The organism is Cryobacterium sp. Y57 (assembly GCF_002929505.1).
Classification (GTDB): Bacteria; Actinomycetota; Actinomycetes; order Actinomycetales; family Microbacteriaceae; genus Cryobacterium.
This window is the reverse complement of sequence record NZ_PJJL01000055.1, coordinates 14,731-39,533: the sequence shown is the minus strand read 5'-3', so window position 1 is coordinate 39,533 and position 24,803 is coordinate 14,731. Positions and strand designations below refer to the sequence as shown.

24 protein-coding genes are annotated in these 24,803 nt (G+C 63.1%); 3 read left to right on the top strand and 21 right to left on the bottom strand.

The features are described from left to right. Positions 1–9: 9 nt before the first annotated feature. Complete coding sequence (locus CXY72_RS04335) at positions 10–972, bottom strand: aldo/keto reductase (protein WP_104126474.1); 963 nt, start codon at positions 970–972, stop codon at positions 10–12. Between the two features lie 113 nt (positions 973–1,085). On the opposite strand from CXY72_RS04335, the gene CXY72_RS04330 reads away from it, so the two are divergent. Continuing rightward, entirely contained in the window at positions 1,086–1,613 is a 528-nt protein-coding gene (locus tag CXY72_RS04330; RefSeq protein WP_104126473.1) for a methylated-DNA--[protein]-cysteine S-methyltransferase, read from the top strand. Between the two features lie 98 nt (positions 1,614–1,711). Here the strand turns inward: CXY72_RS04330 and CXY72_RS04325 are convergent, their stop codons facing one another. From CXY72_RS04325 to prmC, 14 genes are all read right to left on the bottom strand, one after another. Then, positions 1,712–2,710 (bottom strand): malate dehydrogenase, encoded by a 999-nt coding sequence (locus tag CXY72_RS04325; RefSeq protein WP_104126496.1) that lies wholly within the window; start codon positions 2,708–2,710, stop codon positions 1,712–1,714. Between the two features lie 41 nt (positions 2,711–2,751). Further along, complete coding sequence (locus tag CXY72_RS04320) at positions 2,752–3,579, bottom strand: YaaA family protein (RefSeq protein ID WP_104126472.1); 828 nt, start codon at positions 3,577–3,579, stop codon at positions 2,752–2,754. A gap of 16 nt (positions 3,580–3,595) precedes the next feature. Next, on the bottom strand, positions 3,596–3,868 hold the full coding sequence (locus CXY72_RS04315; RefSeq protein ID WP_104126471.1) for a F0F1 ATP synthase subunit epsilon: 273 nt from the start codon (positions 3,866–3,868) through the stop codon (positions 3,596–3,598). Positions 3,869–3,870: 2 nt separating this feature from the next. Continuing rightward, on the bottom strand, positions 3,871–5,334 hold the full coding sequence (gene atpD / locus CXY72_RS04310; protein WP_104126470.1) for a F0F1 ATP synthase subunit beta: 1,464 nt from the start codon (positions 5,332–5,334) through the stop codon (positions 3,871–3,873). 33 nt (positions 5,335–5,367) lie between these two features. Beyond that, positions 5,368–6,270 (bottom strand): F0F1 ATP synthase subunit gamma, encoded by a 903-nt coding sequence (locus CXY72_RS04305; RefSeq protein WP_104126469.1) that lies wholly within the window; start codon positions 6,268–6,270, stop codon positions 5,368–5,370. A gap of 82 nt (positions 6,271–6,352) precedes the next feature. Beyond that, positions 6,353–7,990: a F0F1 ATP synthase subunit alpha gene (atpA, locus tag CXY72_RS04300; protein ID WP_104126495.1), complete on the bottom strand. Its 1,638-nt coding sequence runs from the start codon at positions 7,988–7,990 to the stop codon at positions 6,353–6,355. Positions 7,991–8,092: 102 nt separating this feature from the next. After that, positions 8,093–8,908: a F0F1 ATP synthase subunit delta gene (locus CXY72_RS04295; protein ID WP_104126468.1), complete on the bottom strand. Its 816-nt coding sequence runs from the start codon at positions 8,906–8,908 to the stop codon at positions 8,093–8,095. A 3-nt stretch (positions 8,909–8,911) separates the two neighbouring features. After that, on the bottom strand, positions 8,912–9,490 hold the full coding sequence (locus CXY72_RS04290) for a F0F1 ATP synthase subunit B (protein ID WP_104126467.1): 579 nt from the start codon (positions 9,488–9,490) through the stop codon (positions 8,912–8,914). Positions 9,491–9,519: 29 nt separating this feature from the next. After that, positions 9,520–9,756 carry an ATP synthase F0 subunit C gene (gene atpE, locus CXY72_RS04285; RefSeq protein ID WP_104126466.1) on the bottom strand — a complete coding sequence of 79 codons (237 nt, stop codon included), beginning with the start codon at positions 9,754–9,756 and terminating at the stop codon, positions 9,520–9,522. Between the two features lie 53 nt (positions 9,757–9,809). Beyond that, positions 9,810–10,598 carry a F0F1 ATP synthase subunit A gene (atpB, locus tag CXY72_RS04280; protein ID WP_233197653.1) on the bottom strand — a complete coding sequence of 263 codons (789 nt, stop codon included), beginning with the start codon at positions 10,596–10,598 and terminating at the stop codon, positions 9,810–9,812. Positions 10,599–10,792: 194 nt separating this feature from the next. Beyond that, complete coding sequence (locus tag CXY72_RS04275) at positions 10,793–11,269, bottom strand: hypothetical protein (protein WP_104126464.1); 477 nt, start codon at positions 11,267–11,269, stop codon at positions 10,793–10,795. Next, positions 11,266–12,540 carry an MraY family glycosyltransferase gene (locus CXY72_RS04270; RefSeq protein ID WP_104126463.1) on the bottom strand — a complete coding sequence of 425 codons (1,275 nt, stop codon included), beginning with the start codon at positions 12,538–12,540 and terminating at the stop codon, positions 11,266–11,268. Before CXY72_RS04270 ends, CXY72_RS04275 begins: the two co-directional genes overlap by 4 nt. Before the next feature lie 3 nt (positions 12,541–12,543). Beyond that, on the bottom strand, positions 12,544–13,380 hold the full coding sequence (locus CXY72_RS04265; RefSeq protein ID WP_104126462.1) for an L-threonylcarbamoyladenylate synthase: 837 nt from the start codon (positions 13,378–13,380) through the stop codon (positions 12,544–12,546). Positions 13,381–13,460: 80 nt separating this feature from the next. Then, complete coding sequence (prmC, locus tag CXY72_RS04260; RefSeq protein WP_370446204.1) at positions 13,461–14,345, bottom strand: peptide chain release factor N(5)-glutamine methyltransferase; 885 nt, start codon at positions 14,343–14,345, stop codon at positions 13,461–13,463. Between the two features lie 90 nt (positions 14,346–14,435). Here prmC and cysK point away from each other — a divergent pair, with 90 nt between their 5' ends. Next, on the top strand, positions 14,436–15,386 hold the full coding sequence (cysK, locus tag CXY72_RS04255; RefSeq protein ID WP_199183953.1) for a cysteine synthase A: 951 nt from the start codon (positions 14,436–14,438) through the stop codon (positions 15,384–15,386). A gap of 21 nt (positions 15,387–15,407) precedes the next feature. After that, positions 15,408–15,995, top strand: coding sequence for a serine O-acetyltransferase EpsC (epsC, locus tag CXY72_RS04250; RefSeq protein WP_104126461.1), 588 nt, complete (start codon positions 15,408–15,410; stop codon positions 15,993–15,995). 95 nt (positions 15,996–16,090) lie between these two features. Here epsC and prfA read toward each other — a convergent pair whose 3' ends face one another. The 6 genes from prfA to lysA form a co-directional block, all read right to left on the bottom strand. After that, positions 16,091–17,170 carry a peptide chain release factor 1 gene (gene prfA / locus CXY72_RS04245; protein ID WP_104126460.1) on the bottom strand — a complete coding sequence of 360 codons (1,080 nt, stop codon included), beginning with the start codon at positions 17,168–17,170 and terminating at the stop codon, positions 16,091–16,093. Further along, positions 17,170–19,668 (bottom strand): transcription termination factor Rho, encoded by a 2,499-nt coding sequence (gene rho, locus CXY72_RS04240; protein ID WP_104126459.1) that lies wholly within the window; start codon positions 19,666–19,668, stop codon positions 17,170–17,172. Before rho ends, prfA begins: the two co-directional genes overlap by 1 nt. A 284-nt stretch (positions 19,669–19,952) precedes the next feature. Next, complete coding sequence (thrB, locus tag CXY72_RS04235; RefSeq protein WP_104126458.1) at positions 19,953–20,900, bottom strand: homoserine kinase; 948 nt, start codon at positions 20,898–20,900, stop codon at positions 19,953–19,955. After that, entirely contained in the window at positions 20,897–22,024 is a 1,128-nt protein-coding gene (gene thrC / locus CXY72_RS04230; RefSeq protein WP_104126457.1) for a threonine synthase, read from the bottom strand. The genes thrB and thrC overlap by 4 nt, the downstream gene beginning before the upstream one ends. Beyond that, a complete protein-coding gene (locus CXY72_RS04225) occupies positions 22,024–23,361 on the bottom strand; it encodes a homoserine dehydrogenase (protein ID WP_233197652.1) in 1,338 nt (445 codons plus the stop codon). The genes thrC and CXY72_RS04225 overlap by 1 nt, the downstream gene beginning before the upstream one ends. After that, positions 23,358–24,770 carry a diaminopimelate decarboxylase gene (gene lysA / locus CXY72_RS04220; RefSeq protein ID WP_104126456.1) on the bottom strand — a complete coding sequence of 471 codons (1,413 nt, stop codon included), beginning with the start codon at positions 24,768–24,770 and terminating at the stop codon, positions 23,358–23,360. Before lysA ends, CXY72_RS04225 begins: the two co-directional genes overlap by 4 nt. Between the last annotated feature and the right edge of the window lie 33 nt (positions 24,771–24,803).

Here is a 24,803-nt window from a genome sequence, read left to right as displayed (position 1 = left end):
AGGGTGAGGTCAGGCGAAAAGGTTGGAAATGTAGGCAACCTCGTCAGCGGACGGCTGCCAGGACGTCGCGGCATTCGCGTTCTGAACGATTTGCTCGGGCCTGGTGGCGCCGGCGATGACGCTGGTCAGTCCCGGCTGCGCCAATAGCCACGCGAACGTCGCCGTCAGCATGCTCACACCGCGCGCGTCACACCATTTCTGATACTGCTCGATCGCGTCCCACGGGGCATCGTCGGCGAGATGGCGCCTGATCATCATGATGCGGCTGTCGGCTGGACCTCCCGTGCGCGAGAACTTGCCGGTGAACAAGCCGTTGTAGAGCGGGAAGAAGGGCAGAAACCCGAGACCGTAGGCGTTCACGGCCGGCAGCACCTCGTCTTCGACATCACGTACGAGCAGGCTGTATTCGTTCTGGCTTGAGATGAAGGCGGGGTGACCGTTCATCCGAGCGGTGAACTCAGCTTCAGCGATCTGCCATCCGGCGAGGTTGGAGTGACCGATGTAACGAATCTTGCCCTCGGTGATGAGGTCGTGCAGGGTTGACAGGGTCTCTTCGATCGGTGTTGACGGGTCGGGAACGTGCAGCTGGTACAGGTCGATCCAGTCGGTCTGCAGTCGCCGGAGAGACGCCTCGACGGCCAAGCGGATGTACCGGCGTGAGCCCCGCGCGCCCCAGTCCGGACCGTTCGACCCACCCATGTCCATGCCGAATTTCGAGGCCAGCACGATGTGGTCGCGCTTGCCGCTCAGCGAGTGTCCCATGAGCGTTTCGCTCAATCCTCGCTCCGCACCGTAAATATCGGCGGTGTCGAAGAGCGTCACCCCCGCTTCGAAAGCGGCGTCGATCACCGCCGTCGTGCCTGCCTGACTCTCTGATGCGGTCCCGGTCCGACCGAAATTATTGCACCCGAGCCCGATCGTCGAGACGGTCAGCCCGGAGGAGCCGAGTCCGCGATATTCAATTTGAGCCATCACTACAGAATAGAGGCGCAACCATCTCCTGCACAGGTGCGCGTGCCGGGCACGTGTGCACCCGAGTCTGAACCCCACATGGTTTCGGCCGAAGCGAGGGCTACAGTCGAATCATGGACAGCATCCCGGCGCACGTCGCCCAGCGCCCCACAACGGCACACGCGCTCCTGCGCCTCCCCAGCCCCGTCGGTCGGCTGGAACTCACCGCCGACGATGAAGGTATCCTCTCTCTTTCCATCGAAACCGACGGCCAACTACCGCTCGACGCGACCGAGGAGACGCCCTCTCCCGTGCTACGACGGGCGGCCGAACAGCTCGACGAGTACTTCGCCGGAACGCGGCGGTCGTTCGATCTTCCCGTACACCTCTCGCGCGGCACCGAGTTTCAGCGCAGCGTATGGGCTCGGCTGGCCAGCCTCAACTTCGGTGATGTCATCTCCTACGGCGCGCTCGGCAGTGACGTCGGTCGGCCGGGTGCGGCCCGCGCCATCGGCGGGGCCGTCGGCGCCAATCCGGTGCCGATCATCATCGGCTGTCACCGCGTACTCGCGACGAGCGGGCAGATCACCGGCTACAGCGCCGGGCAGGGCATCCCCACCAAAGCTTGGCTGCTCAACCACGAGGGCATCGCGCACCGATAGCTTGGCAGCTCAACCACGCGAGCATCGCGCACCGATAGCTTGGCAGCTCAACCACGCGAGCATCGCGCACCAATAGCTTGGCAGCACGACCGTGAAACTCAGCGACGGCCCAATGGCAGCAGGCCGAGCGCCCGCACTGCGTCTCGTTCCTCCGCGAGTTCTGCAACGGATGCCATGATGCGACTGCGCGAGAATTCGTTCTGCTGCAACCCGTTCACGATGCGCCAATTCCCGTCAACCGAGCGCACCGGGAACGAGCACACCAAGCCAGGTGGAACATCGTAGGAGCCATCGGAAACGACGCCGGCGCTGGTCCAGTCGACGCCGCGGCCGGTGACCCAGTCGCCCACATGATCGATGGCTGCGTTGGCGGCGGAAGCGACCGAGGAGCCTCCCCGCACGGCAATAATCTCCGACCCACGCTGGGCGACTCGCGGGATAAAGGTCTGCGCAAGCCACTGCTCGTCGACGAGATCGCGAACCGCTCGGCCCTCTGCGGTGGCGTGGAAGATATCCGGGTATTGACTGGCCGAGTGGTTTCCCCACACAGTCAGCCCATGAATCACCCCGACTGAGACGTCGAGATGGCTGGCCAATTGCCCGACGGCCCGGTTGTGATCAAGCCGGGTCATGGCCGTAAAGCGATCACTCGGCACATCCGGCGCGTGAGCGGCGGCGATGAGGGCATTTGTATTGGCGGGATTGCCCACCACCAGCACGCGCACGTCATCGGCTGCGCCGGCATTGATGGCTGCCCCCTGCGGCGCGAAAATACGGCCGTTGGCCCCCAGAAGATCGGCACGTTCCATCCCTGGCCCACGCGGGCGAGATCCAACGAGCAGTGCGATATTCACCCCGTCGAATGCGACTGTAGGGTCATCGGTGACCGTCACACCGCGCAGCAGCCCGAAGGCACAGTCCTCGAGCTCGAGCGCCGTGCCTTCAGCCGCTTTCAACCCCTGGGGTATCTCCAGCAGGGTGAGACGGATCGGCGTCATCGGCCCCAGCAGCGCGCCGGCGGCAATGCGAAAAAGCAACGCATAACCGATCTGACCGCCTGCCCCGGTGACGGTCACATTGACCGGTTGCCGAAGGATGGGAACATTGACCGCTGCGGGGAAACTGCTGGTGTCTGTACTCACACGCCCAGCCTAGCCCCGGTAAAGATCGTCGATGAGGCTGCGCGTCCCGCGGCGGCGAGGTGCTGCTCAACGACGAGCTCGAGTTCGCCGGGTGCTCCATGGCCGAGTCGGATTCCGACAGACTGCGCCCAGCGGATAAGTTCATGCACGCTCGTGAAATTGCATTCGTGTTCGAGCAGAGCCCGGGCGAACTCACCCTTCGACTTCTTATTGAAGTGGTTCAGGGCACGCTTCTGACCGTCGGCACCGGCGGCGACCACCCGCAGGTAGAGTGAGTCCGCCCGCACGGGACGGGCACCTAGGCCAACATAAGCCTCGGATCTCAGGTCGAGCAGCAGTCCTTCGGTCCGGCCAAGGAGCCGCTGAATATCGCTGCTCCAGTGCTGTTTAAGAGTGTGGTTGGCCAGCGTGACGCCCGGCACGCGCGAATTGTGGGACAACCGGTAGGCCGGTATTGGATCAAGTGCAGCGATCGGCCCGAGCAGCGCGGAATGTACGACCAGGTGCGCGTGCGCGAAGTCGCGCTGTGAGCCTGAGAGGGTGACAGCATCCAGTCCGTCAAAGAGCACCCCGGTATAGCGATCTATTGCCGCCAGCGTCGAAGACGCAAGCAACTCCCGGTTGCGGTCAATCTCGAAGAGCTGTGTGCGGCCCAGTTTGAGGGCGGTCCGGGCAGCTTCGGGATACCGCGTCAGCTCCACAACCGCCTGCGCCAGTGCACGACGTTTTACATTCAGGCTCGGGTAGGCCAGCTTTTCCCAGTCCAGGGGTACAGCTTCGCCGCCGGAGCGTTTCGTCTCCGACGGCGGAAGCAGTATCAGCACTGGTGTGTCAGACGCGCTATTTGGAACCCACGAGTTCAGCCTTGCGGGCCACGATGGTGATCGTGTCGTTGTCGACAGACAAGAATCCATCCTCAGCCTGGGCCAAAACCTTGGAGCCGTCTGGCAGGGTGAGACGCACATCACCCGCGGCCAAGATCGCCAGCATCGGCTCGTGACCGGCCAGGATGCCGATTTCGCCCTCAACGGTTTTGGCTACAACCATGGTCACCTCGCCGGCCCACACCTGCTGGTCGGCCGAAACGACGCTGACGGACAACGATTTCGCCATGCTTAGTCGTTCTCCTTCTGAATCTGAGCCCACTTCTCTTCGACGTCGTTGATGCCACCGACGTTGAAGAAGGCCTGCTCAGCCACGTGGTCGAAGTCACCGTTGGCAATTGCCGTGAACGACTCGATGGTGTCCTTGAGCGGAACCGTTGAGCCCTCGACACCGGTGAACTTCTTCGCCATGTAGGTGTTCTGCGACAGGAACTGCTCGATGCGGCGGGCGCGGGAAACCGTGACCTTGTCTTCCTCCGACAGCTCGTCGACACCGAGGATCGCGATGATCTCCTGGAGTTCTTTGTTCTTCTGCAGGATGGCCTTGACGCGAACAGCCGTGTTGTAGTGATCGGCACCCAAATAGCGGGGGTCGAGGATACGGCTGGTCGAGGTGAGCGGGTCGACGGCCGGGTACAGACCTTTCGACGCGATCGCTCGGGACAGCTCGGTCGTAGCGTCCAGGTGGGCGAAGGTGGTCGCCGGTGCCGGGTCGGTGTAGTCGTCGGCGGGAACGTAGATCGCCTGAAGGGAGGTGATCGAGTGGCCGCGGGTCGACGTGATGCGCTCCTGCAGGATGCCCATCTCGTCGGCCAGGTTGGGCTGGTAGCCCACGGCCGAAGGCATGCGGCCCAGCAGGGTCGACACCTCGGAACCAGCCTGGGTAAAACGGAAGATGTTGTCGATGAAGAGCAAGACGTCTTGCTTCTCCACGTCGCGGAAGTACTCAGCCATGGTGAGGGCGGAGAGGGCGACGCGCAGACGCGTTCCCGGCGGCTCGTCCATCTGGCCGAAGACCAGCGCAGTCTTGTCGAAGACACCGGCTTCTTCCATTTCAGCGATGAGGTCGTTGCCCTCACGGGTACGCTCACCGACTCCGGCGAACACCGATACTCCACCGTGGTCCTGCGCAACGCGCTGGATCATTTCCTGGATGAGGACGGTCTTACCGACTCCGGCACCACCGAACAAGCCGATCTTTCCACCGAGAACGTACGGCGTCAGTAGGTCGATGACCTTGATTCCGGTTTCGAACAGCTGAGTCTTGGACTCGAGCTGGTCGAAGGCCGGCGGCTTGCGGTGGATGGGCCAGCGCTCGGTGATCTCGATCTTCTCGCCGGGCTTGGCGTTGAGGACATCGCCGATAACGTTGAAGACCTTGCCCTTGGTGACGTTTCCCACCGGAACCGTGATGGGGCTCCCGGTGTCGCGTACTTCCTGCCCGCGGACGAGTCCGTCGGTCGGGTTGAGCGCGATAGCACGAACGAGGTCGTCACCGAGGTGCAGAGCGACCTCGAGCGTGATCTCGTTCGACTCGTCACCTATGGTGATCGTGGTCTTCAGGGCGTTGTAGATGCCGGGGATCGAGTCATGCGGAAACTCGATGTCGACTACGGGGCCCGTGACGCGCGCGATGCGGCCAACCGAGCCGGCCGTGTCCTCCGCCCGGACTGGCGCGATTGCGGTGTCAGTCATTGCTCTCTCTTCTCTGCCCATGGGACATGTGAACTACTTCTTAGCGGATGAGAGCGCGTCGGCTCCACCCACGATCTCGGAAATCTGCTGGGTAATCTCGGACTGGCGCGCGTTGTTCGACAGGCGTGTGTAGTCCGTAATCAGCTTGTCGGCATTGTCGCTGGCCGACTTCATCGCCTTCTGGCGACTCGCGTGCTCCGACGCCGCCGACTGCAACATGGCGTTGAACAGACGGCTCTCGATGTATACCGGGAGGAGGCTGTCTAGAACGGTTTCCACGTCGGGTTCGAACTCGTAAAGCGGAAGGACCTTGTTGTCGCCGGGCTCTTCCACGCCTTCAACGACCTCCAGGGGTAGCAGCCGAATGACTTCGGGCACCTGGGTGACCATGCTGACGAAACGGTTGTACACGATGTGGATCTCATCGACGCCACCATCGGAATAGTCCGTAAGGAACGTTTCCAGAAGGGCCTCACCGATTTCCTTGGCCGTTTCGAACTGCGGCTGGTCGGTTCCGCCCGTCCAGATACGCTCCGAGGCGCGGTTTCGAAAGTTGAAATACGCGATGGCCTTTCGGCCGACCAGGAAGTAGACGATGTCCTTACCCTGGCCGCGGAGCAGTTCACTCAACGACTCGGCTTCCCGCAGTACCTGCGAGCTGAAGGCACCGGCCAAACCGCGGTCGGACGCGAAGATGACGACCGCTGCGCGCTGGATCTTTTCGGGCTCCGTTGTAAGTACGTGCTCGACGTTCGAGTACGTGGCCACCGCCGAAACGGCACGCGTTACCGCGCGCGAGTACGGGGTTGACGCAGCTACTCGCGCCTGCGCTTTCTGGATGCGCGAGGCGGAGATCAGCTCCATGGCCCGAGTGATCTTCTTGGTCGTCTGGGCAGACTTGATCTTCTGCCGGTAGACCCGAAGTTGCGCTCCCATGTGTCTGCTTCCTTGTCTTTCAGTTTGTCGTCGTCAGTGTTACAGCATCGTCAGTGTTACTAACTCGTCGAAATCGACGAGACTAGCGGCGGTGCTTGACGATCTTTTCCTGGTTGACGTCTTCAACGGCAATAGCCTCAAACTTTTCCTTGCCCACCGACGCGAGCGGCTTGCCCTCACCGGTCTGGAACTCCAGCTTGAACTTGTCAACGCCGGCGGTGAGGGCTGTAACGGTCTCATCGGAGAGAACGTTGGTCTCGCGCAGGGTCTTCAGGATGTCGGTGCTGCGTCCGAGGAAGTCGAGCAACTCGCGCTCGAAACGCAACACGTCGGCAACAGGGACCTCATCGAGCTTGCCGTTGATGCCAGCCCAGATCGAGACGACCTGGTCCTCGACGGGGTACGGCGAGTACTGCGGCTGACGGAGCAGTTCCGTCAGGCGAGCTCCTCGGGCGAGCTGACGACGGCTGGCTGCGTCGAGGTCGGAGGCGAACATGGCGAAGGCTTCGAGTGAACGGTACTGGGCCAACTCAAGCTTGAGCGTGCCGGACACCTTCTTGATCGACTTGACCTGCGCGTCGCCACCGACGCGGGAGACCGAGATACCAACGTCGACAGCGGGTCGCTGGTTGGCGTTGAACAAATCGGACTGCAAGAAGATCTGACCGTCGGTGATCGAAATCACGTTGGTCGGAATGTACGCCGCAACGTCGTTGGCCTTGGTTTCAATGATCGGAAGACCGGTCATCGATCCGGCACCAAGCTCATCGGAGAGCTTGGCACAACGCTCGAGCAGGCGGGAGTGCAGGTAGAACACGTCACCGGGGTACGCCTCGCGTCCCGGCGGACGACGCAGCAGGAGCGATACGGCGCGGTACGCCTCGGCCTGCTTGGACAGGTCATCGAAGACGATGAGAACGTGCTTGCCTGCGTACATCCAGTGCTGGCCGATAGCCGAGCCGGTGTACGGGGCGAGGTACTTGAAGCCGGCCGGGTCAGACGCCGGAGCGGCGACGATGGTGGTGTATTCCATCGCTCCGGCATCCTCGAGCGCGCCTTTCACCGAAGCGATGGTGGAGCCCTTCTGGCCGATGGCGACGTAGATGCAACGGACCTGCTTGTTGCTGTCGCCGGACTCCCAGTTGGCTTTCTGATTGATGATGGTGTCGATCGCGATCGCGGTCTTGCCGGTCTGGCGGTCACCGATGATCAGCTGACGCTGGCCGCGGCCGATCGGGATCATGGCGTCGATGGCTTTGATACCGGTCTGCATCGGCTCGTGAACCGACTTGCGGCTCATGACGCCGGGGGCCTGCAGTTCGAGGGCGCGGCGGCCTTCGGTTGCAATGTCGCCGAGTCCGTCAATAGGCGCGCCGAGTGGGTCCACAACGCGGCCTAGGTAGCCGTCGCCGACAGGAACGGAGAGTACCTCGCCAGTGCGGTGCACCTCCATGCCCTCAACGATGCCACCGAACTCACCGAGCACGACGACGCCGATCTCATCCTCGTCGAGGTTCTGGGCCAGGCCCAGGGTGCCATCGGCGAACTTGATAAGCTCGTTCGCCATCACGCCGGGCAAGCCCTCGACGTGCGCGATGCCGTCGCCGGCCGTGGTGACGTAGCCAACCTCGGTCGTGGATGTCTTGTTGGGCTCGTAGGACTTGACGAAGTCCTGGAGAGCACCACGGATCTCATCGGGGCTGATCGTTAGTTCTGCCATCATCTTCCCTTTTCTGTACGGCTGTACAGGTTCTGTCTGTTCGAGGACGCTGCCGCCCTGAGTCATCTGGTACTGCTGGGTTTATGGTGTCACGGAAGTGACTCAGCGAGCGAGCTGGAGTCTCAAATCCGCCAAGCGGGTTGCAATGCTGCCGTCGATGACCAAATCACCGATTTGTACGCGCACTCCCCCGACCAGTTCCGGGTCGACGACCTGGTTGGTGGTGAGTCCCCGTCCGTGACGCAACTGCAGGTTCTTCCGCAAGCGGGCGAGCTGGTCGGCTGTGAGAACACTGGCCGACGTGATCGTGGCGATCGACGTGCCAGACTCGTCCGCGACGACGGCTGCTGCATGTCGCAGCAGTTCACCGATACGGCGGCCGCGAGGCTGCTGCACCAGGTGGCGAACAATGGCGAGCGTCTGACCGGAGACTTTGCCGGCCAGAAGTTTTTCAACCAGGGCCGCTTTGGCGCCGACCTTGCCGAGCTTGCTGGCCAGGGCCAGCTCGAGCTCAGCGTCGGAAGACACCGTTTTACCGAAGGCGAATAGTTCCCCTTCGATCGACGTTTCGGCGGGTGACGCTCCACCGGCCGAAACAGACAGCGCGAGTGCCCGCAGGCCCAGTTCCTCGATCCCTGCAAGCAAGTCGTCGTGGTTGGACCATCGTTCGGACACAGCGGCGGCGAGCAAATCCAGCGCCCGAGGTGTCACGCTTGCACCGAAAACGGCGCGCACGAGGGTGACCTTGGCCGCAGCATCCGCTGACGCATCACCGAGCGCTGACAATAGCTGGGACGACGAACCGATTACGCGACCGGCACCGAACAGGCTTTCGCCCGTCGCCAGATCAGTCGTGCCGCCGGGAACGGACAGTGCCGCCCTCGACGTTGCGAGTGCTTCTCTGGTGGCGCTTCCCATGTGCTAGATCTTTCCGACTGTAGGAGCTGTTGCCGGAGACGGTACATCGCTGGCTTCGAGTTCGGCCAGGAAACGATCGACGATGGCACTGGCCTTCGCGTCGTCGGACAGGCTTTCGCCGATGACACCCGAGGCAAGGTCAATGGCAAGGGTACCGACCTCGCTGCGAAGGGACACGACGGCGGCCTGACGTTCGGCTTCGATCTGCGTCTTGGCACTCGCCGCGATGCGACCGGCTTCGGCAGCTGCCTGATCCTTGTGCTCAGCGACAATGCGCTGGCCGTCGGTACGGGCCTGGTCACGAATGGCACCGGCTTCGGCGCGAGCGTCAGCAAGCTGGGCCGTGTACTGCACGAGTGCAGCTTCGGCCTTGCGCTGGGCGTCGTCGGCCTTGGCGATGTTGCCCTCGATGGCTTCAGCACGATCATCAAGAAGCTTTTGCATTTTGGGCAACACAAGCTTCCAGAAGAAAAAGAAAATCACGACAAAGCAAACCGCCGACCAAATAATGTCGTACCACTCTGGGATGAGCGGGTTTTTAGCCACTTCTTCCGTCGCGGCTGCAATTACTGCGTGAAGCATTATGCCTCCTTACTCAGCAGTGAAGGGGACTAGTTCGTGAAGATGAAGTAGGTGGCGATGCCGATGAAGGCGAGCGCCTCGGTGAAGGCGATACCGATGTACATCAGCACCTGCAGGCGGCCGGCCAGTTCAGGCTGGCGAGCGACACCTTCGATGGTCTTGCCAACGACGATACCGATACCAATTGCCGGGCCGATGGCTGCGAGGCCATAACCGACGGTCGCGATGTTTCCGTTGATTTCCGCGAGAACGGTTGTTGCGTCCACGTATGTTTCCTTCCGTGATGGTGAATGCGGCGAGTGCCGGATTCCTAAAGTGTCTAGTGTTCCTCAGCCAGCGCGAGCTGGATGTAGACGGCGGTGAGTAGGGCAAAAATGTAAGCCTGGAGGAGCGCAATCAGCACTTCGAAGAGCGTGAACGCGAAGCCGAAGATGAGAGTGCCAGCGCCGAAGAGCTTGAACCCGCCATCCGCAGTGAAGAAGAAGAACTGGGTAGCGCTGAAGAACAGCACGAGCAGAAGGTGCCCGACGATCATGTTCATCATGAGTCGGAGCGTGAGGGTGAATGGCCGCACCAGGAACGTCGAGATGAATTCGATCGGCGTCACGATGATGTAGAGCCCCACCGGCACTCCGGGCGGGAAGAGCGAGTTGCGGAAGAACTTCGCGGGGCTTTTCTTCACGCCGGCGTAGATGAACGTGGCGTAGGCGATGAGACCTAGAAGCAGCGGAACCCCAATCACCGAGGTGCCGGCGATGTTGAGGAACGGAATGATTCCCGTGAGGTTCATGAACAACACCATGAAGAAAATGGTGGTCAGAAGCGGCAGAAAACGTTTGCCATCTTTCTTGCCCAGCAGATCTTCGGCGATGTTGACACGAACGAAGTCGAGACCCATCTCGGCCAGGCTCTGGCCGCGGGTCGGGATGATCTTCATGCGACGAGTGCCGAGCCAGAAGACCAACATCAGTACCGCGACCGCGAGGAAGCGAATCAGGATGATGCGGTTGATCTCGAACGGGGTATCGGCGAAAAATATTACGTCGGGGAAAAACTCATTGATGGAGGGACCGTGGAATTCACCGTCGCCGGTGGCAGACGGGACCATCAGGTTTACGGCGATTTCTAGCAGCGCTTTCTCCTGTTTCGGGGCGGTGAGCTCTGCTCGCGCAACGACGAATGTGGGCAGGTTTACGATGCTAGAAAGCATGCGTAAACCGGGGTGGGATTGACATTATTCTAGCAAAGATCAGGCGCGGTGCCGAATCGAGAGCAGGATCCGTGGGTGAATGGGTTGAAGGGCTAGTCGTCGACCGGGGCGGGGGGCAGGGCGACGTCGCTGACGTAGGACATCCGGCTCTTTAACACCACGACAGCGTCGACGACGAGGGAAGCTACGACACCCGCGATAATGCAGAAGAACAGCACCATGGGTTGAATCCACTCGCGATCCTGCAATACCACGAGCAACACCAGGAACACCACAAACTTGAGCAACCAGCCCCCCATGATGATGCCGAAAAAGGCACCAATGGCTGATTCGTTTCCAGCGACGCGATTGGCCAGCAGTATGCTGCCGGCCGTGATGCCCATGAAGGCAACTGACATGAGCGTTCCGATCAGGGCGCTGATCACACCGGTGCCGCCATCGATGACATAGCCGACGATCGAACCCACCACGGCGATGGCGAGGGCGACGTATCCCCCGTAGATCAGGATTCGGCGCAGCACGGGGATCGAGGTGGGTTGGGTAGCAACGGGTGGGGTGGCGCTGGTCATACATTCTCCTCGGCAGGCGCCGCCGCGGAGGCGGTCGCTCGTGTCGTTGTTGGGACTAATAGTGCTGTCGCGGGCGCAGCCGCCTCGTCAAGCGGGTCGAATTGGTGCAGTACTGCTATCTGCGCCGGTGCTGACTGACTGACCCATTCACCGGTCTTGCGGCGGCCGAGCGGGGCGAGCGTGACGATGGTGCAGATCAGCAGCGACGTAATCAGGAAGATGGTCGCGTACCAGGTCGGTAGACCAAAATACACGGGAAGAATGTAATAAAGCAGGCACCCGATAGATGCTGCTGCTGTCCACCCATAGAAGATCAATACGGCGTGCAGGTGGGAGTGTCCCATATCGAGCAGGCGGTGGTGCAGGTGTTTTCGGTCGGCGCTGAAGGGCGATTTGCCGGCCCGCACCCGCCGGAACACGGCGAGTGCGAAGTCGAGCAGCGGAATGATCATGATCGCCACCGGCAATAGAAGGGGGATGAACGCCGGGAAGAGTTCTGAGCGGTTGATGGCGGTGGGGTCGATCTGACCGGTGATGGCGATCGCACTCGTGGCCATGAGCAACCCGACCAGGAGTGCGCCGGCATCGCCCATGAACATTTTGGCCGGATGCCAGTTCAATGGCAGGAACCCCACACAGGCACCCACCAGGATGGCGGCGATGAGGGAGGCAAGGTTGAAGTAGTTGGTCGGTGACGTATCCCGCACAAGAAGGTAGCTGTAGAGAAAGAAAACACCGTTGGCGATCAGGGCCACGCCGGTGACGAGACCGTCGAGGCCGTCGATGAAGTTGATCATGTTCATGACGACGACGATGGCGACGATCGTGACGACAATCGATATCCAGCCGCTCCAGACCGTCAGTCCACCGATCGGCAGGGAGTAGATCTGTACGCCTTGCCAGGCGACGAGACCGGCGGCAATGAATTGCCCAGCGAGCTTCGTCATCCAGTCGAGATCCCAGATGTCGTCGGCAACGCCGACAAGAACGATCAGAAGGGCGGCGCCGAGGATGGCCAGGATTTGCTGCGGATCGGCAAAAAGCATGCGCAGCGGGGCAAAGTGAGCCGAGATGAGATAAGCGACACCGAAAGCCACGAGAATTCCGAGGAACATGGCGATGCCGCCAAGGCGCGGAGTGGGACGGGTGTGTACGTCGCGTTCGCGAATTTTCGGGTATAGGTGGTACTTGTGACTGAGCTTGTAAACCACGATCGACAGCACAAAAGTCACGATCGCTGAAACGAGCGCGAGGAGAAGAAAAAGGGTCATGGGCTACCGGCTGGCCTCCGTTCCGTCGTGCGCGTCTTCCGTGCTGTCATTCTGGGACGGGGCAACGACGGATGGCGCAGCATCCGTTTCAGTCACTTCCGCCGGTGTACCGGGAATAGACGGAACGGCCGCGAGCACGTCTCCTAGGACGGCCGCGATCGCCTCGCGGGAAATGACGCCGCTACGCACGATGTGCAGAAAACCACCGTTGACCTCGAAACCGGCGGCATCCACTATCGTCGACGCCCCGTCACTGGTCTGAATGAACACACTTTCATAGGTGCTGCCGGCGGTTCCACCGTCGAGGTACACGTCAACGCTCTCGCCGAGCGCGGCTGCGGCGGCTTGGACGTCGATGGCGGCAGCCATGCCGCTGAGGTTTGCGCTGGATACGGCGAGCGGGCCGGTCTGCGCGAGCAGGTCGAGCGCGACCTGGTTGCTTGGCATGCGAAGCGCCACGGTGCCGCGGGTTTCGCCGAGATCCCAAACCAGCGAGGGCTGGGCATTAACGATGACCGTGAGCCCGCCGGGCCAGAACGCCGCGACCAGGTCGCGTACCGGCTGCGGCACGTCCACGGCCAGGGCGTCGAGGGCGGCGAGGCCGGGAATCAGCACCGGCGGCGGCGACTGCCGGCTTCGGCCCTTCGCGTCGAGGAGCAGCTGAACAGCTTCGGGGTTGAATGCGTCAGCAGCAACGCCGTAGACCGTGTCGGTAGGGATGACGACGAGCGCCCCGCGTCCGATAGCCGTGCGAGCCAGCGCGATGTGCGCCTGGTAGTTTTCGCTCGTGTTCGTGTCGCTCGCGAGCGAGTCACTCGTGCAATCGTATATGCGTGTCATTTCCGGCAATCCTAACCCAGTGTGGTTGTGAAGAACGGGTGCGCAGGCCATACATCTCAACGGCGCATGGCGCGTATTGCTTAGGGTCGAAGTGCTGTCGTGGCCCGGTCTCGGCTGGTGTAGTCGCGGTGGGTGGCCGCGGCGCGCCAACCATCGATCGCCAGCAACTCCCTAATCGCTGCGCCCTGCAGCTCGCCGTGCTCGATCACGAGCACCCCACCGGGGCGCAGCAGCCGAAGACCTGTTGCCGACACGCTGCGGACCACGTCGAGGCCGTCTGGGCCGCCGAACAGGGCGTGGGCGGGGTCGAACAGGCGCACCTCGGGGTCGCGGGGAATCGCGTCGGCTGGAATGTAGGGCGGATTGGAGATGACGACGGCAACCGTACCGTCGAGTTCCGCGAACGCGTCCGCAAGGTCACCGAAGGTGAGGATGGCGTTGTCGGCGGCCACCTCTTCGAAATTTCGAGTGGTCCAGGGAAAGGCCTCCGGCGAGTTCTCAATCGCGAAAATGCGTGCGTGGGGCACCTCGGTGGCCAGGGCCAACGCGATCGCGCCGCTCCCGGTGCCGAGGTCGATGCCGATCGGCTGCGGATCGGGCATGGATCGAAGAGCATCGATGGCGAACTGAGCGACCTGTTCGGTTTCGGGCCGTGGCACGAAGACGCCGGGTCCCACGTTCAACGACAGCGACCGGAACGGGGCCCGCCCCGTGATGTGCTGCAGTGGTTCGCGCGTGCTGCGACGGGCCAGCAGGGTCTCAATGGTGGCGGCATCCACTGGGCTGATCGGTCGATTCAGGATGCTGCCAGCCTGAACTTCGCCGCGGCTCTGGCCGAGCACGTGACCGATCAGTAGATCGGCGTCAACCTCGGCGTCGGTGACTCCGGCCGCGGCAAGCAGGCTGATCGCTCGGTTTCGCAGGGAAGTCACGGTGGCTGGCAGGGCAGAATCTGAAGAAGGCACGTAGTGAAATGTAACGCACCAAGAGGTTTTCGGCCGAGAGACCTAGGCTGGAGTTGGCCCTCACACCAAATTTCACCGAATGAAAACCGAATGAAAGTTGCCCTCGTGCCCAAGATCTACTCCGACATCACCGAAGCCGTTGGCCGGACTCCCCTCGTCAAGCTGAACCGTTTGACCGCCGGCCTCGGTGCAACCGTGCTTGCGAAGCTCGAGTTTTACAACCCGTCCAGCAGCGTGAAGGACCGCATCGGCGTTGCAATCATCAACGCGGCGGAGAAGGACGGTTCGCTCAAGCCGGGTGGGACCATCGTTGAAGCGACCAGTGGCAACACGGGTATCGCTCTCGCCATGGTCGGCGCGGCCCGCGGTTACACCGTCATTCTGGCCATGCCCGAAACGATGAGCAAGGAACGCCGTGTCATGATGCGGGCGTACGGCGCCGAGATCGTACTGACGTCCGGTGCCGATGGCATGCGCGGAGCAGTCGAAAAGGCTGCTGAGATCGTCGCGAACACGCCGGGCGCCGTATTGGCCAGCCAGTTCACGAACCCGGCCAACCCGGCCGTTCACCGGGCGACCACCGGCGTCGAGATCTGGGAGGACACCGAAGGCACGGTCGACATCCTCGTCGCTGGCATCGGTACCGGCGGCACCCTCTCGGGCGCTGGCGGCTACCTCAAGGAGCGGAAGCCGGGTCTCAAGGTCGTCGGTGTCGAGCCGATCGACTCCCCCATTCTCACCGGCGGTAAGCCTGGCCCGCACAAGATTCAGGGCCTCGGCGCTAACTTTGTTCCGGAAACCCTCGACCGCGGCGTCTATGATTCGATCGCCGATGTGACCCTCGCCGATTCGCTCTCCACGGCCCGCATACTCGGCACAGACGAGGGCATCCTCGGCGGAATCTCTGGTGGCGCTGCCGTCTGGGCAGCGCTTGAGCAGGCCAAACTGCCCGAGAATGCCGGCAAGACCATCGTCGTCATCATTCCCGGCTTTGGCGAGCGGTACATCTCGACCGTGCTGTACGAAGACCTGCTGGACTAAGCGGACGTCGTCTGCCCATCGATGAATCCTTTCCTGCGCCTGCGCGAAGACATCCAGGCAGCGCGCACCCACGACCCCGCCGCGCGCAGCAACACCGAGGTCTTCCTTGCCTACAGTGGGTTGCACGCGGTCTGGTCGTATCGGGTTGCGAACCGCTTGTGGCGTGCCGGGCTGCATCTTCCCGCCCGTTTACTCTCCCAAGTGAGCCGGTTTCTGACCGGGATTGAGATTCATCCCGGCGCGACGATCGGGCGCCGCCTGTTCATCGACCACGGTATGGGCGTCGTGATCGGGGAAACGGCGGTGCTCGGCAATGACGTCATGCTCTACCACGCGGTGACGCTGGGCGGCAAGAGCCGTCACGGGCACGCGCGGGGAGTGCGGCGGCATCCGTTTCTCGATGACGGCGTCACTGTCGGGGCCGGCGCCAAGGTGCTTGGCCCGATCACCATCGGGGCCTGGAGCACGATCGGGTCCAACGCCGTCGTGACCAAGGACTCTCCGCCGCGGTCGCTCTTAGTGGGCGTACCGGCGACGATCCGCCCGCAAACCCCAGCAACGGTCGAGTCGGCCCGCGGAGGCAACCTCGAGCCCGAGTACTACCTGTAGTCCGCGCAGCGCACGGGGCCCAGGCCCAAAACGTCGGCTGAGTTTATAGACTGGGCCGACGTTTTGGGCCTGGGCCCCGTGCGTGGAGTGGGGTACTACTCGGGGTCTCCAAGCTCGGCCAGACGGGTTTCTTCGTCGGCGTGGATGCAGGAGTCAATGACCGGGCCGAGGGCGCCGTTCATCACGGCGTCGAGGTTGTATGCCTTGTAACCGGTGCGGTGGTCCGCGATACGATTCTCCGGAAAGTTGTACGTGCGGATGCGCTCGGAACGATCCATGGTACGAATCTGACCCTTGCGCACGAGGCTCGCCGCCGCATCGATCTCTTCCTGCTGGCGCGCCAGAACCCGGGCCCGCAGAACGCGCATGCCGGCTTCCTTGTTTTGCAGTTGCGACTTCTCGTTCTGCATCGCGACGACGATTCCGGTCGGGAGGTGGGTGATCCGCACGGCCGAGTCGGTCGTGTTGACCGACTGTCCACCAGGGCCACTCGAGCGGTACACGTCGATCTTGAGATCGTTCGGGTGCAACTCGACCTCTTCAGGTTCGTCGACCTCGGGAAAGACGAGGACGCCGGCCGCAGAGGTGTGGATACGTCCCTGAGACTCCGTCGCCGGCACCCGCTGCACGCGGTGCACGCCGCCCTCATACTTCAGGTGCGCCCAGACGCCCTCAGCCGGGTCACTCGAATTGCCCTTGATCGCGAGCTGGATATCTTTGATGCCGCCGAGGTCGCTCGAGGTCTGCTCGATAATCTCGGTCTTCCAGCGATTCGACTCGGCGTAGTGCAGGTACATGCGCAGCAGATCGGCGGCGAACAGCGCCGATTCGGCACCGCCCTCCCCCATCTTGATCTCCATGATCACGTCGCGGGCGTCGAGTTCGTCGCGCGGAATCAGCAGGCGCCGCAGCTTCTCAGCCGTGACATCAAGCTGCTCCACCAGATCCGGAATTTCTTCGGCGAAGGCAGCATCCTCGTCGGCGAGCTCACGAGCGGCTTCGAGGTTATCGTCAATCTCTTTCCACTCGTGATACGCCGCGATGATGCGGCTCAACTCGGCATAACGCCGGTTGACCTTCTTCGAACGGGCCGGATTCGCGTGCAGCTCCGGATCCGCCAACTGCGACTGCAGGTCGTCGTGCTCGGCCAGCAGCGTGAGGACGGATTCGAACATTACTTGTCCTTGTCTGACCCGTTCAGGGTCGGCATCGACTTCTGAACCTGCATGAGGAATTCAACGTTCGATGACGTCTCCTTGAGACGGCCGAGGATGAGTTCGAGAGCTTGCTGCTGCTCGAGCCCGGCGAGGGCGCGACGTAGCTTCCAGGTGACCTTCACTTCATCGGGGCTCATCAACATCTCTTCGCGACGGGTGCCCGACGCGTTCACATCCACGGCGGGGAAAATACGCTTGTCGGCCAGCTGGCGCGACAGACGCAGTTCCATGTTGCCGGTGCCCTTGAATTCCTCGAAGATGACCTCGTCCATTTTGGAGCCGGTCTCCACGAGCGCGGAGGCGAGAATGGTGAGCGAGCCACCGTTTTCGATGTTGCGCGCCGCACCGAAGAATCGCTTCGGCGGATACAGAGCGGATGCATCGACGCCGCCGGACAGGATTCGACCCGAGGCCGGGGCCACGAGGTTATAGGCGCGGCCGAGGCGAGTGATCGAGTCAAGCAGCACGACGACATCGTGACCCAGCTCGACCAGACGCTTGGCACGCTCGATGGCGAGCTCAGCGACGGTGGTGTGGTCTTCGGCAGGACGGTCGAAGGTGGAGGCGATGACCTCACCCTTCACCGTGCGCTGCATGTCGGTGACCTCTTCGGGCCGCTCATCGACCAGAACGACCATGAGGTGAACCTCGGGGTTGTTGGTGGCGATGGCGTTGGCGATCTGCTGCATGACGATGGTCTTGCCGGCCTTGGGCGGTGCGACGATCAGGCCACGCTGCCCCTTGCCGATCGGAGCGACGAGGTCGATGATGCGCTGCGTGAGTTTGCCCGGCTCGGTCTCGAGGCGCAAACGTTCCGTCGGGTACAGCGGAGTGAGCTTGTGAAAGTCGACGCGGGTAGCGGCCTCTTCAACGGTTTGACCGTTGATCGAGTCGACCTTGACGATGGCGTTGTACTTCTGACGACCGGACTGGTCACCCTCGTGCGGCTGGCGAATGGAACCGACGACGGCGTCACCCTTACGCAGGTTGTACTTCTTGACCTGACCGAGCGAGACGTAGACGTCGCTCGCACCGGGCAGATAGCCCGAGGTGCGCACGAACGCGTAATTGTCGAGCACGTCCAGAATTCCGGCAACGGGAATGAGTACGTCGTCGTCGTTGACCTCGGGTTCGAAGTCATCGCCCTGGTTCGGGCCGCGACGCTTGCGGTCACGATACCGGTTGCGGTTGCCGCGGCCGTTCAGGTCTTCGTCGAGCCGGTCGGGTCCCTGGTTGCGGTCCTGGCCACGATCGTTCTGTCCCTGGTTACGCTCCTGGCCGCGGTCATTCTGAGCCTGGTTACGCTCCTGGCCGCGGTCATTCTGACCCTGGTTGCGGTCGGCCTGCGCCTGGGCGCGCTCCTGGTTGCGTTCCTGATTACGCTCGTTGCGGGCTTGACGCTGGCTCTGCGCCCGGGTCATACCCTCGTCGTTCGTGCCGTTCTGGTTGCGCTCGCTCTGGCTGCGCTCATTCTGGTTCTGGGGGTTCTGGTTGTTCTGGTCGGCCTGGTTGCGATCAGCACCCTGCGCACGGTCACCACCGCGGCTCCGGCTGCGGCTGCGCCCTTGACGCGGTGCTGCAGAATCGTTTGCCTGATCGTTTGCCTCGTCGGCTGAAACGGTGAAATCGTCACCTTCGGCAGCTTCTACGACGACATCGCTTGCCGCGGTGGGCGCCTCAGTGGACGACTCAGCGGCTACGCGCTGCGACGAAGCACGCCGGGATGGACGTCGAGCGGGCGGCGTGTTCTCGACGGGTGCCTCGACCGGCGCAGCCGCCGGTGCCTCAGAGGAATCGACGACGACAGTGCCCGCGTCATCGCGGTGAACGGGTGAGACCTGCACGCGCTTGCGTGTCTGCCGAACCGGCTTGTCGGTGTCCGGTGTGGCGGTGTCCGGTGCGACGGTGTCCGGCGTGACGGTTGCAGCTTCGTCAACGGCGGGAGCGAGGGCGTTGGATGCCACCGCGCCACGAGCGTTGCGTGCGATCCGCGAGCCGGCTGCCGGAGCATCGGGCAGGATGATACCGAAACCGGTGCTGGCGTCGGCATTGACGTGGGACTTGGCGGGAGCGGCGGTGGAGGTACTGGCACGGCGGGGCGCACGCTTGCGCGGGACCGTCTCGAGTGCCTCAGCGAGACTCGCGATCGGTGCGCTCTCGGGAGCAGCCTCGACCGGTGCAGACTCGACTGCCGGTGCAGGCTCAACTACCGGTGCAGTCTCGACCACCGAAGCAGGCTCGACCGATGCAGTCTCGACTACCGAAGCAGGCTCAACCGGAGCAGCGCCGCTCGTGGCGGCCTGAGCCGTTTCTATTGCAACGACGAGTTCGCCTTTACGCAGTTTGGAAGCGCCGGGAATTTTCAGTTCGAGGGCCAGAGCCTGAAGCTCAGACACGCGAAGGCTGCTCAGGCGGGGAAGATCCGAGCCGGTGGCGCGGAGGTTGACATCAGTCACGAAGGGGGTTCCTTTCCCCTGCCGAACAAAAATTCAGGCCAGGAGAGATGTGTGCAGCGACGAACGCGCTGCGGGTGATCCAATCCGACAGTGGAGGGGATTGGTGTAAACACACACAGCTACGCACGAAATCGCAATAGCAGTGAGGTACAGGGAATACACCGGAGAAGATGTCGCCGTAGGCGGTTTCCATCGGGTGCGCTACAACCATAGCACTCCTGCACCAGTCGGGCCGCCAGTCGGGCCGCCGTGCACGCAGCAGGTCGGCCCGATCAGAATGCTCGTTACGCGGCGTTCTCCGCGGTGAGCGGATGCACGGTAGCGCCCTGAACGTCGACGGCCAGCATCAGGGAACGCCACGGGGTGTCGGACTTGCTTGCAACGAGTTCGGCCGCCACCAGGCGTTGGCCCGGGTCACTCGCCAGCACAAGAATGGATGGCCCGGCACCGGACACGACAGCGGCGAAGCCGGCGGCGCGCAAAAGGGTGATAAGTTTGTTCGTCTCCGGCATGGCGGCTGCGCGGTAGCTCTGGTGCAGCTTGTCTTCGGTGGCAGCGAGCAACAATTCGGGGCTCTGGATCAGCGCGGCGATGAGCAGCGCGGAGCGCGATAGGTTGAAGACGGCATCCTCGTGCGGCACCGAGGCGGGCTGCAGGCTGCGCGCAAGCGCGGTGGACATCTCCTGCTCGGGCACGAAAACCAGCGGCTTGACGCCGCGATGCACCATGAGCTTCTTGTGACGCGGCCCCTCCGGGGTGGTCCAGGCAATGGTCAGGCCGCCGAACAGCGCCGGCGCGACGTTGTCGGGGTGTCCTTCCATCTCGGTGGCGAGCACGAGCAGCATTTCGGCATCGATGTCGACGATGCCCTCGAGCAGGCCTTTCGCCGCCATGATGCCCGACACGATTGCGGCACCCGATGAGCCCAGGCCACGCCCGTGCGGAATGACGTTGTGCGCGACGATGTCGAGCCCGGGCATGGGCTGGCCGACGGCGGCGAAGGCGTGCGCGATGGCGCGCACGACGAGGTTGCTCTCGTCGGTGGGAACCACACCGGCGCCGACACCATGCACCTCGACGGACACGCCGGGCGCGCTTCGCACGGTCACCTCGAGCTGGTCGTATTTAGCCAGCGCCAAGCCGAGAGTGTCGAAGCCGGGGCCGAGGTTGGCCGTTGTAGCCGGCACCTGCACCGAGACTGCGCGGCCGATCAATGAGATCGGGCCGCTCATGCCTTGGCCAGGCCGAGCACGCTGGCGATTTCGGCGGTGTCGACCGGAACAATGGTCGGTGTAACGTCCGAGCCGTCGGCGGTACGCAGCGCCCACTGCGGGTCCTTCAAGCCGTGGCCGGTCACCGTGATAACCACGATCGAACCCCGGGGAATGAAGCCGGCTTCGGCACGCTCCAGCAGGCCGGCGACACCGATAGCGGATGCCGGTTCCACGAAAATTCCGACCTCAGCCGAGAGGATGCGGTGGGCTTCGAGAATTTTCGCGTCGGTGATGGCGCCGAAGTAGCCGTCGCTCTGCTCACGTGCGCTCAGCGCGAGGTCCCAGGATGCCGGGTTGCCGATGCGGATGGCGCTCGCAATGGTGTCGGGGTGATCAACGCGGTGGCCGAGCACGATCGGGGCGCTACCAGAAGCCTGGAAGCCGAACATGCGCGGCAGCTTCGTGGTGGCGCCGCGAGCTACCTCCTCGCTGTAACCACGAAAATAGGCCGTGTAGTTGCCGGCGTTGCCGACCGGAACGAATTGAAAGTCGGGAGCGTCACCGAGCACCTCGACGACCTCGAACGCGGCCGTCTTCTGGCCCTCGATGCGATCGGGGTTGACCGAGTTGACCAGGTGCACCGGGTAGTTGGTGGCGAGGTCGCGGGCGATGTCGAGGCAGTCGTCGAAGTTGCCCTGCACTTGCAGCAGCTGCGCGTTGTGCGCGACGGCTTGGCTGAGCTTGCCCATGGCGATCTTGCCCTCCGGCACGAGCACTGCCGCGGTAATGCCAGCGTGGGCGGCATAGGCCGCAGCGGAGGCGCTGGTGTTGCCGGTCGACGCGCAGATGACCGCTTTCGCGCCGTCTTCCATGGCCTTGGAGATAGCCATGGTCATGCCGCGGTCCTTAAACGAACCGGTCGGGTTCATACCCTCGAACTTGATCCAGACCTTGGCGCCGGTGCGGGCAGAGAGTGCTGCGGCTGGAATCAGGGGTGTTCCGCCCTCACCCATAGTGATGATCGGGGTCGCGGCCGAGATATTCAACCGGTCAGAGTATTCATTCAGCACCCCACGCCACTGGCGGCTGACAATCGCGCCGGGCTTGGTCAGATTGGCACTGGTCTCGCTTGGGCTAAACATCAGACTCCTTCAACTCTCAAAACGGATGCGACTTCGCTGACGACACTATTGGTGGCCAGATCATGCACGGTGGCGGCGAGTGCGGCCTCCGTTGCGTCATGGGTCCCGATTACTAGGGTAGCCGTGGCTGAGCGGGCTGCGCGACTCTTCGTCGCCACCACGGCCGGTGTCATGGATTGTTCCACGAGCGCCAACGAGACCTTGCGTTTGCTGAACACGCTCGCAATGGTCGCGAGCACGCCGGGTTCGTCGGTGACTTCGAGGGTGACCGCGTAGCGTGTGGTGACCCGGCCGATGTCGAACACGGGCAGCGCAGCGTAGCTCGATGCGGCGACTCCCGGACCTCCGGCGACATGACGCCTGGCAATGGAGACGACGTCGCCGAGCACGGCCGAGGCCGTCTCCACTCCCCCGGCCCCAGCTCCGTAGAACATGAGGCTGCCGGCGGATTCCGCTTCGACGAAGACGGCATTGTTCGCGCCGTGTACCGCGGCGAGCGGATGGCTGCGCGGCACCATCGCCGGGTAGACCCGTGCCGACACCCCGTCCACGCCGTTCTCGTCTGTGACGCGTTCGCAGATGGCCAGCAGCTTCACGACATAGCCGGCCTTCCGCGCCGACTCGATCTGCGCGGAGGTGACCGAGGTGATGCCCTCGCGATAGACGGATGCCAGCGGAACCGTCGTATGAAACGCCAGACTCGCTAAAATGGCTGCTTTCTGCGCCGCGTCGTAGCCCCCGATGTCGGCGGTCGGATCGGCCTCTGCATAACCGAGCGCGGTCGCCTCGGCCAGCGCGTCTTCGAGACTGGACCCTTCGGTGTCCATCCGGTCGAGAATGAAGTTGGTGGTGCCGTTGACGATGCCGAGGATTCGCTTGATCTGGTCTCCGGCGAGGCTTTCCCGCAGCGGGCGCACGATGGGAATGGCCCCGGCGACCGCGGCCTCGTAGTTGATCTGGGCGCCGACCTGGTTCGCGGCCGCGAACAGTTCTGATCCGTGGAGGGCGAGGAGCGCTTTGTTGGCGGTGACAACATCCGCTCCGCTGCTGATCGCGAGCAGAATGTGGCTGCGGGCCGGCTCGATGCCGCCCATCAGTTCGATGACGATGTCGGCGCTGAGAATGAGTTCTTCGGCGTTGGTCGTGAACAGTTCGCGGGGCAGGTCGACAGAGCGCTCCGCGTTGACATCGCGCACCGCGATACCGACCAGGTCGAGCGTGGCCCCGACGCGGTTGGCCAGCTCGGGACCCTGTTCCAGCAGCAAGCGGGCGACCTGGGCGCCGACGGATCCACCGCCGAGGAGGGCTACGCGCAGATTGCGGTATTCGATCTTCACGATTGTCCTCCGTTGGAGGGCTGCTGCGCCCCGGTGTCCCGCGCGAGCAGGTCGGCAATCGTCTCGCCGCGCACGAGCACGCGGGCTGTGCCGTCGAGTACGGCGATGACGGGCGCACGACCCTGAAAGTTGTAGTTGTTGGAGAGCGCCCAGCAGTAAGCGCCGGTGGCAGGCACAGCAAGCAGGTCGCCGGGGGTCACATCACCGGGTAGATAGTCGGCATCGACCACGATGTCGCCGCTCTCGCAGTGTTTTCCGGCGATGCGCACGAGCACCGGCGGAGCGGTCGATGCACGATCGGCCAGGCGCACAGCATAATCGGCGCCGTAGAGAGCGGGGCGCACGTTATCGCTCATTCCACCATCGACGCTGACGTAGAGCCGCGAGGTGCCGGAGATATCGACGGCCTTGGTCGTACCGACGCGGTAGAGGCTCACGCCGGCGCGACCGATGATCACGCGGCCGGGTTCGAACGCGACGACCGGCAGCGGAATGTTCAGCCGCGCGCACTCGGTGGCGACGATGTCGGCCAGGGCGACGGCCAGTTCGCGAATCGGGGTGGGTTCGTCTGCACTCGTGTAGGCGATGCCGAAGCCGCCACCGAGGTTGAGCTCGGGTATCGGGCCGTCAGCGAGCAGTGCGGCGTGCACATCGAGCAACCGTGCAGCCGACTCGGCGAATCCGTCGGCACCGAAGATCTGCGAGCCGATGTGGCAGTGCAGGCCGACGAAATTGAGGGCTGGCTCGGCGCGAATACGTGCGACGAGCATCGGAGCGTCGGTGAGCACGATGCCGAATTTCTGGTCTTCGTGCGAGGTAGCCAGAAAATTGTGGGTGTGGGCGTGCACACCGCTATTCACGCGCAGCCGCACGTTCTGTACCCGGCCGTTGCGGGCGGCGGCTTCGGCAACGCGACCGATTTCAACCTCGCTGTCGATCACGATCGTGCCGACACCGACCCGGGTGGCTTGGTCGAGCTCGGCCAGTGACTTGTTATTGCCGTGAAAGCCGAGTCGGGCCGGATCGGCGCCGCCAGCCAGTGCGACGGCGAGTTCTCCACCGCTGCACACGTCGATGTTGAGGCCGGCAGCGATCATCCAGCGCACCACCTCGGTGGAGAGAAAAGCCTTCCCCGCGTAGTACACCTTGGCGCTCGTGCCGATACGGGCGAACTCGGCCTGGAACACGGCGAGCAACTCGGCGGCGCTCGCGCGGGCATCTTCCTCGTCGATGACATAGAGAGGGGTGCCGAATTCGGCGGCAAGCGCCGTGGCACTGACTCCGCCGACGACGAGTTCGCCGGTGCTGGTGCGGGTAGCGGATATGGGCCAGAGACCGGGTGCGAGCGCATTAACGTCGGCGGGAAGGCGCAACCAGTTGGGCGCCAGCGGATTCGGTGCAGATGTCACGGGAGGTACCTCACGAGAGTCGAAGGGGAGTCT

What these genes read in the sequence shown, in the direction of transcription:
- CXY72_RS04275 (WP_104126464.1), bottom strand. Translation starts at nt 11,269, where the DNA reads ATGACCAGCGCCACCCCACCCGTTGCTACCCAACCCACCTCGATCCCC.
- prfA (WP_104126460.1), bottom strand. Translation starts at nt 17,170, where the DNA reads ATGTTCGAATCCGTCCTCACGCTGCTGGCCGAGCACGACGACCTGCAG.
- thrC (WP_104126457.1), bottom strand. Translation starts at nt 22,024, where the DNA reads ATGTTTAGCCCAAGCGAGACCAGTGCCAATCTGACCAAGCCCGGCGCG.
- atpA (WP_104126495.1), bottom strand. Translation starts at nt 7,990, where the DNA reads ATGGCAGAACTAACGATCAGCCCCGATGAGATCCGTGGTGCTCTCCAG.
- CXY72_RS04265 (WP_104126462.1), bottom strand. Translation starts at nt 13,380, where the DNA reads ATGACACGCATATACGATTGCACGAGTGACTCGCTCGCGAGCGACACG.
- atpD (WP_104126470.1), bottom strand. Translation starts at nt 5,334, where the DNA reads ATGACTGACACCGCAATCGCGCCAGTCCGGGCGGAGGACACGGCCGGC.
- CXY72_RS04270 (WP_104126463.1), bottom strand. Translation starts at nt 12,540, where the DNA reads ATGACCCTTTTTCTTCTCCTCGCGCTCGTTTCAGCGATCGTGACTTTT.
- atpB (WP_233197653.1), bottom strand. Translation starts at nt 10,598, where the DNA reads ATGGTCCCGTCTGCCACCGGCGACGGTGAATTCCACGGTCCCTCCATC.
- CXY72_RS04305 (WP_104126469.1), bottom strand. Translation starts at nt 6,270, where the DNA reads ATGGGAGCGCAACTTCGGGTCTACCGGCAGAAGATCAAGTCTGCCCAG.
- cysK (WP_199183953.1), top strand. Translation starts at nt 14,436, where the DNA reads ATGAAAGTTGCCCTCGTGCCCAAGATCTACTCCGACATCACCGAAGCC.
- CXY72_RS04295 (WP_104126468.1), bottom strand. Translation starts at nt 8,908, where the DNA reads ATGGGAAGCGCCACCAGAGAAGCACTCGCAACGTCGAGGGCGGCACTG.
- CXY72_RS04315 (WP_104126471.1), bottom strand. Translation starts at nt 3,868, where the DNA reads ATGGCGAAATCGTTGTCCGTCAGCGTCGTTTCGGCCGACCAGCAGGTG.
- CXY72_RS04335 (WP_104126474.1), bottom strand. Translation starts at nt 972, where the DNA reads ATGGCTCAAATTGAATATCGCGGACTCGGCTCCTCCGGGCTGACCGTC.
- thrB (WP_104126458.1), bottom strand. Translation starts at nt 20,900, where the DNA reads ATGAGCGGCCCGATCTCATTGATCGGCCGCGCAGTCTCGGTGCAGGTG.
- epsC (WP_104126461.1), top strand. Translation starts at nt 15,408, where the DNA reads ATGAATCCTTTCCTGCGCCTGCGCGAAGACATCCAGGCAGCGCGCACC.
- CXY72_RS04290 (WP_104126467.1), bottom strand. Translation starts at nt 9,490, where the DNA reads ATGCTTCACGCAGTAATTGCAGCCGCGACGGAAGAAGTGGCTAAAAAC.
- CXY72_RS04330 (WP_104126473.1), top strand. Translation starts at nt 1,086, where the DNA reads ATGGACAGCATCCCGGCGCACGTCGCCCAGCGCCCCACAACGGCACAC.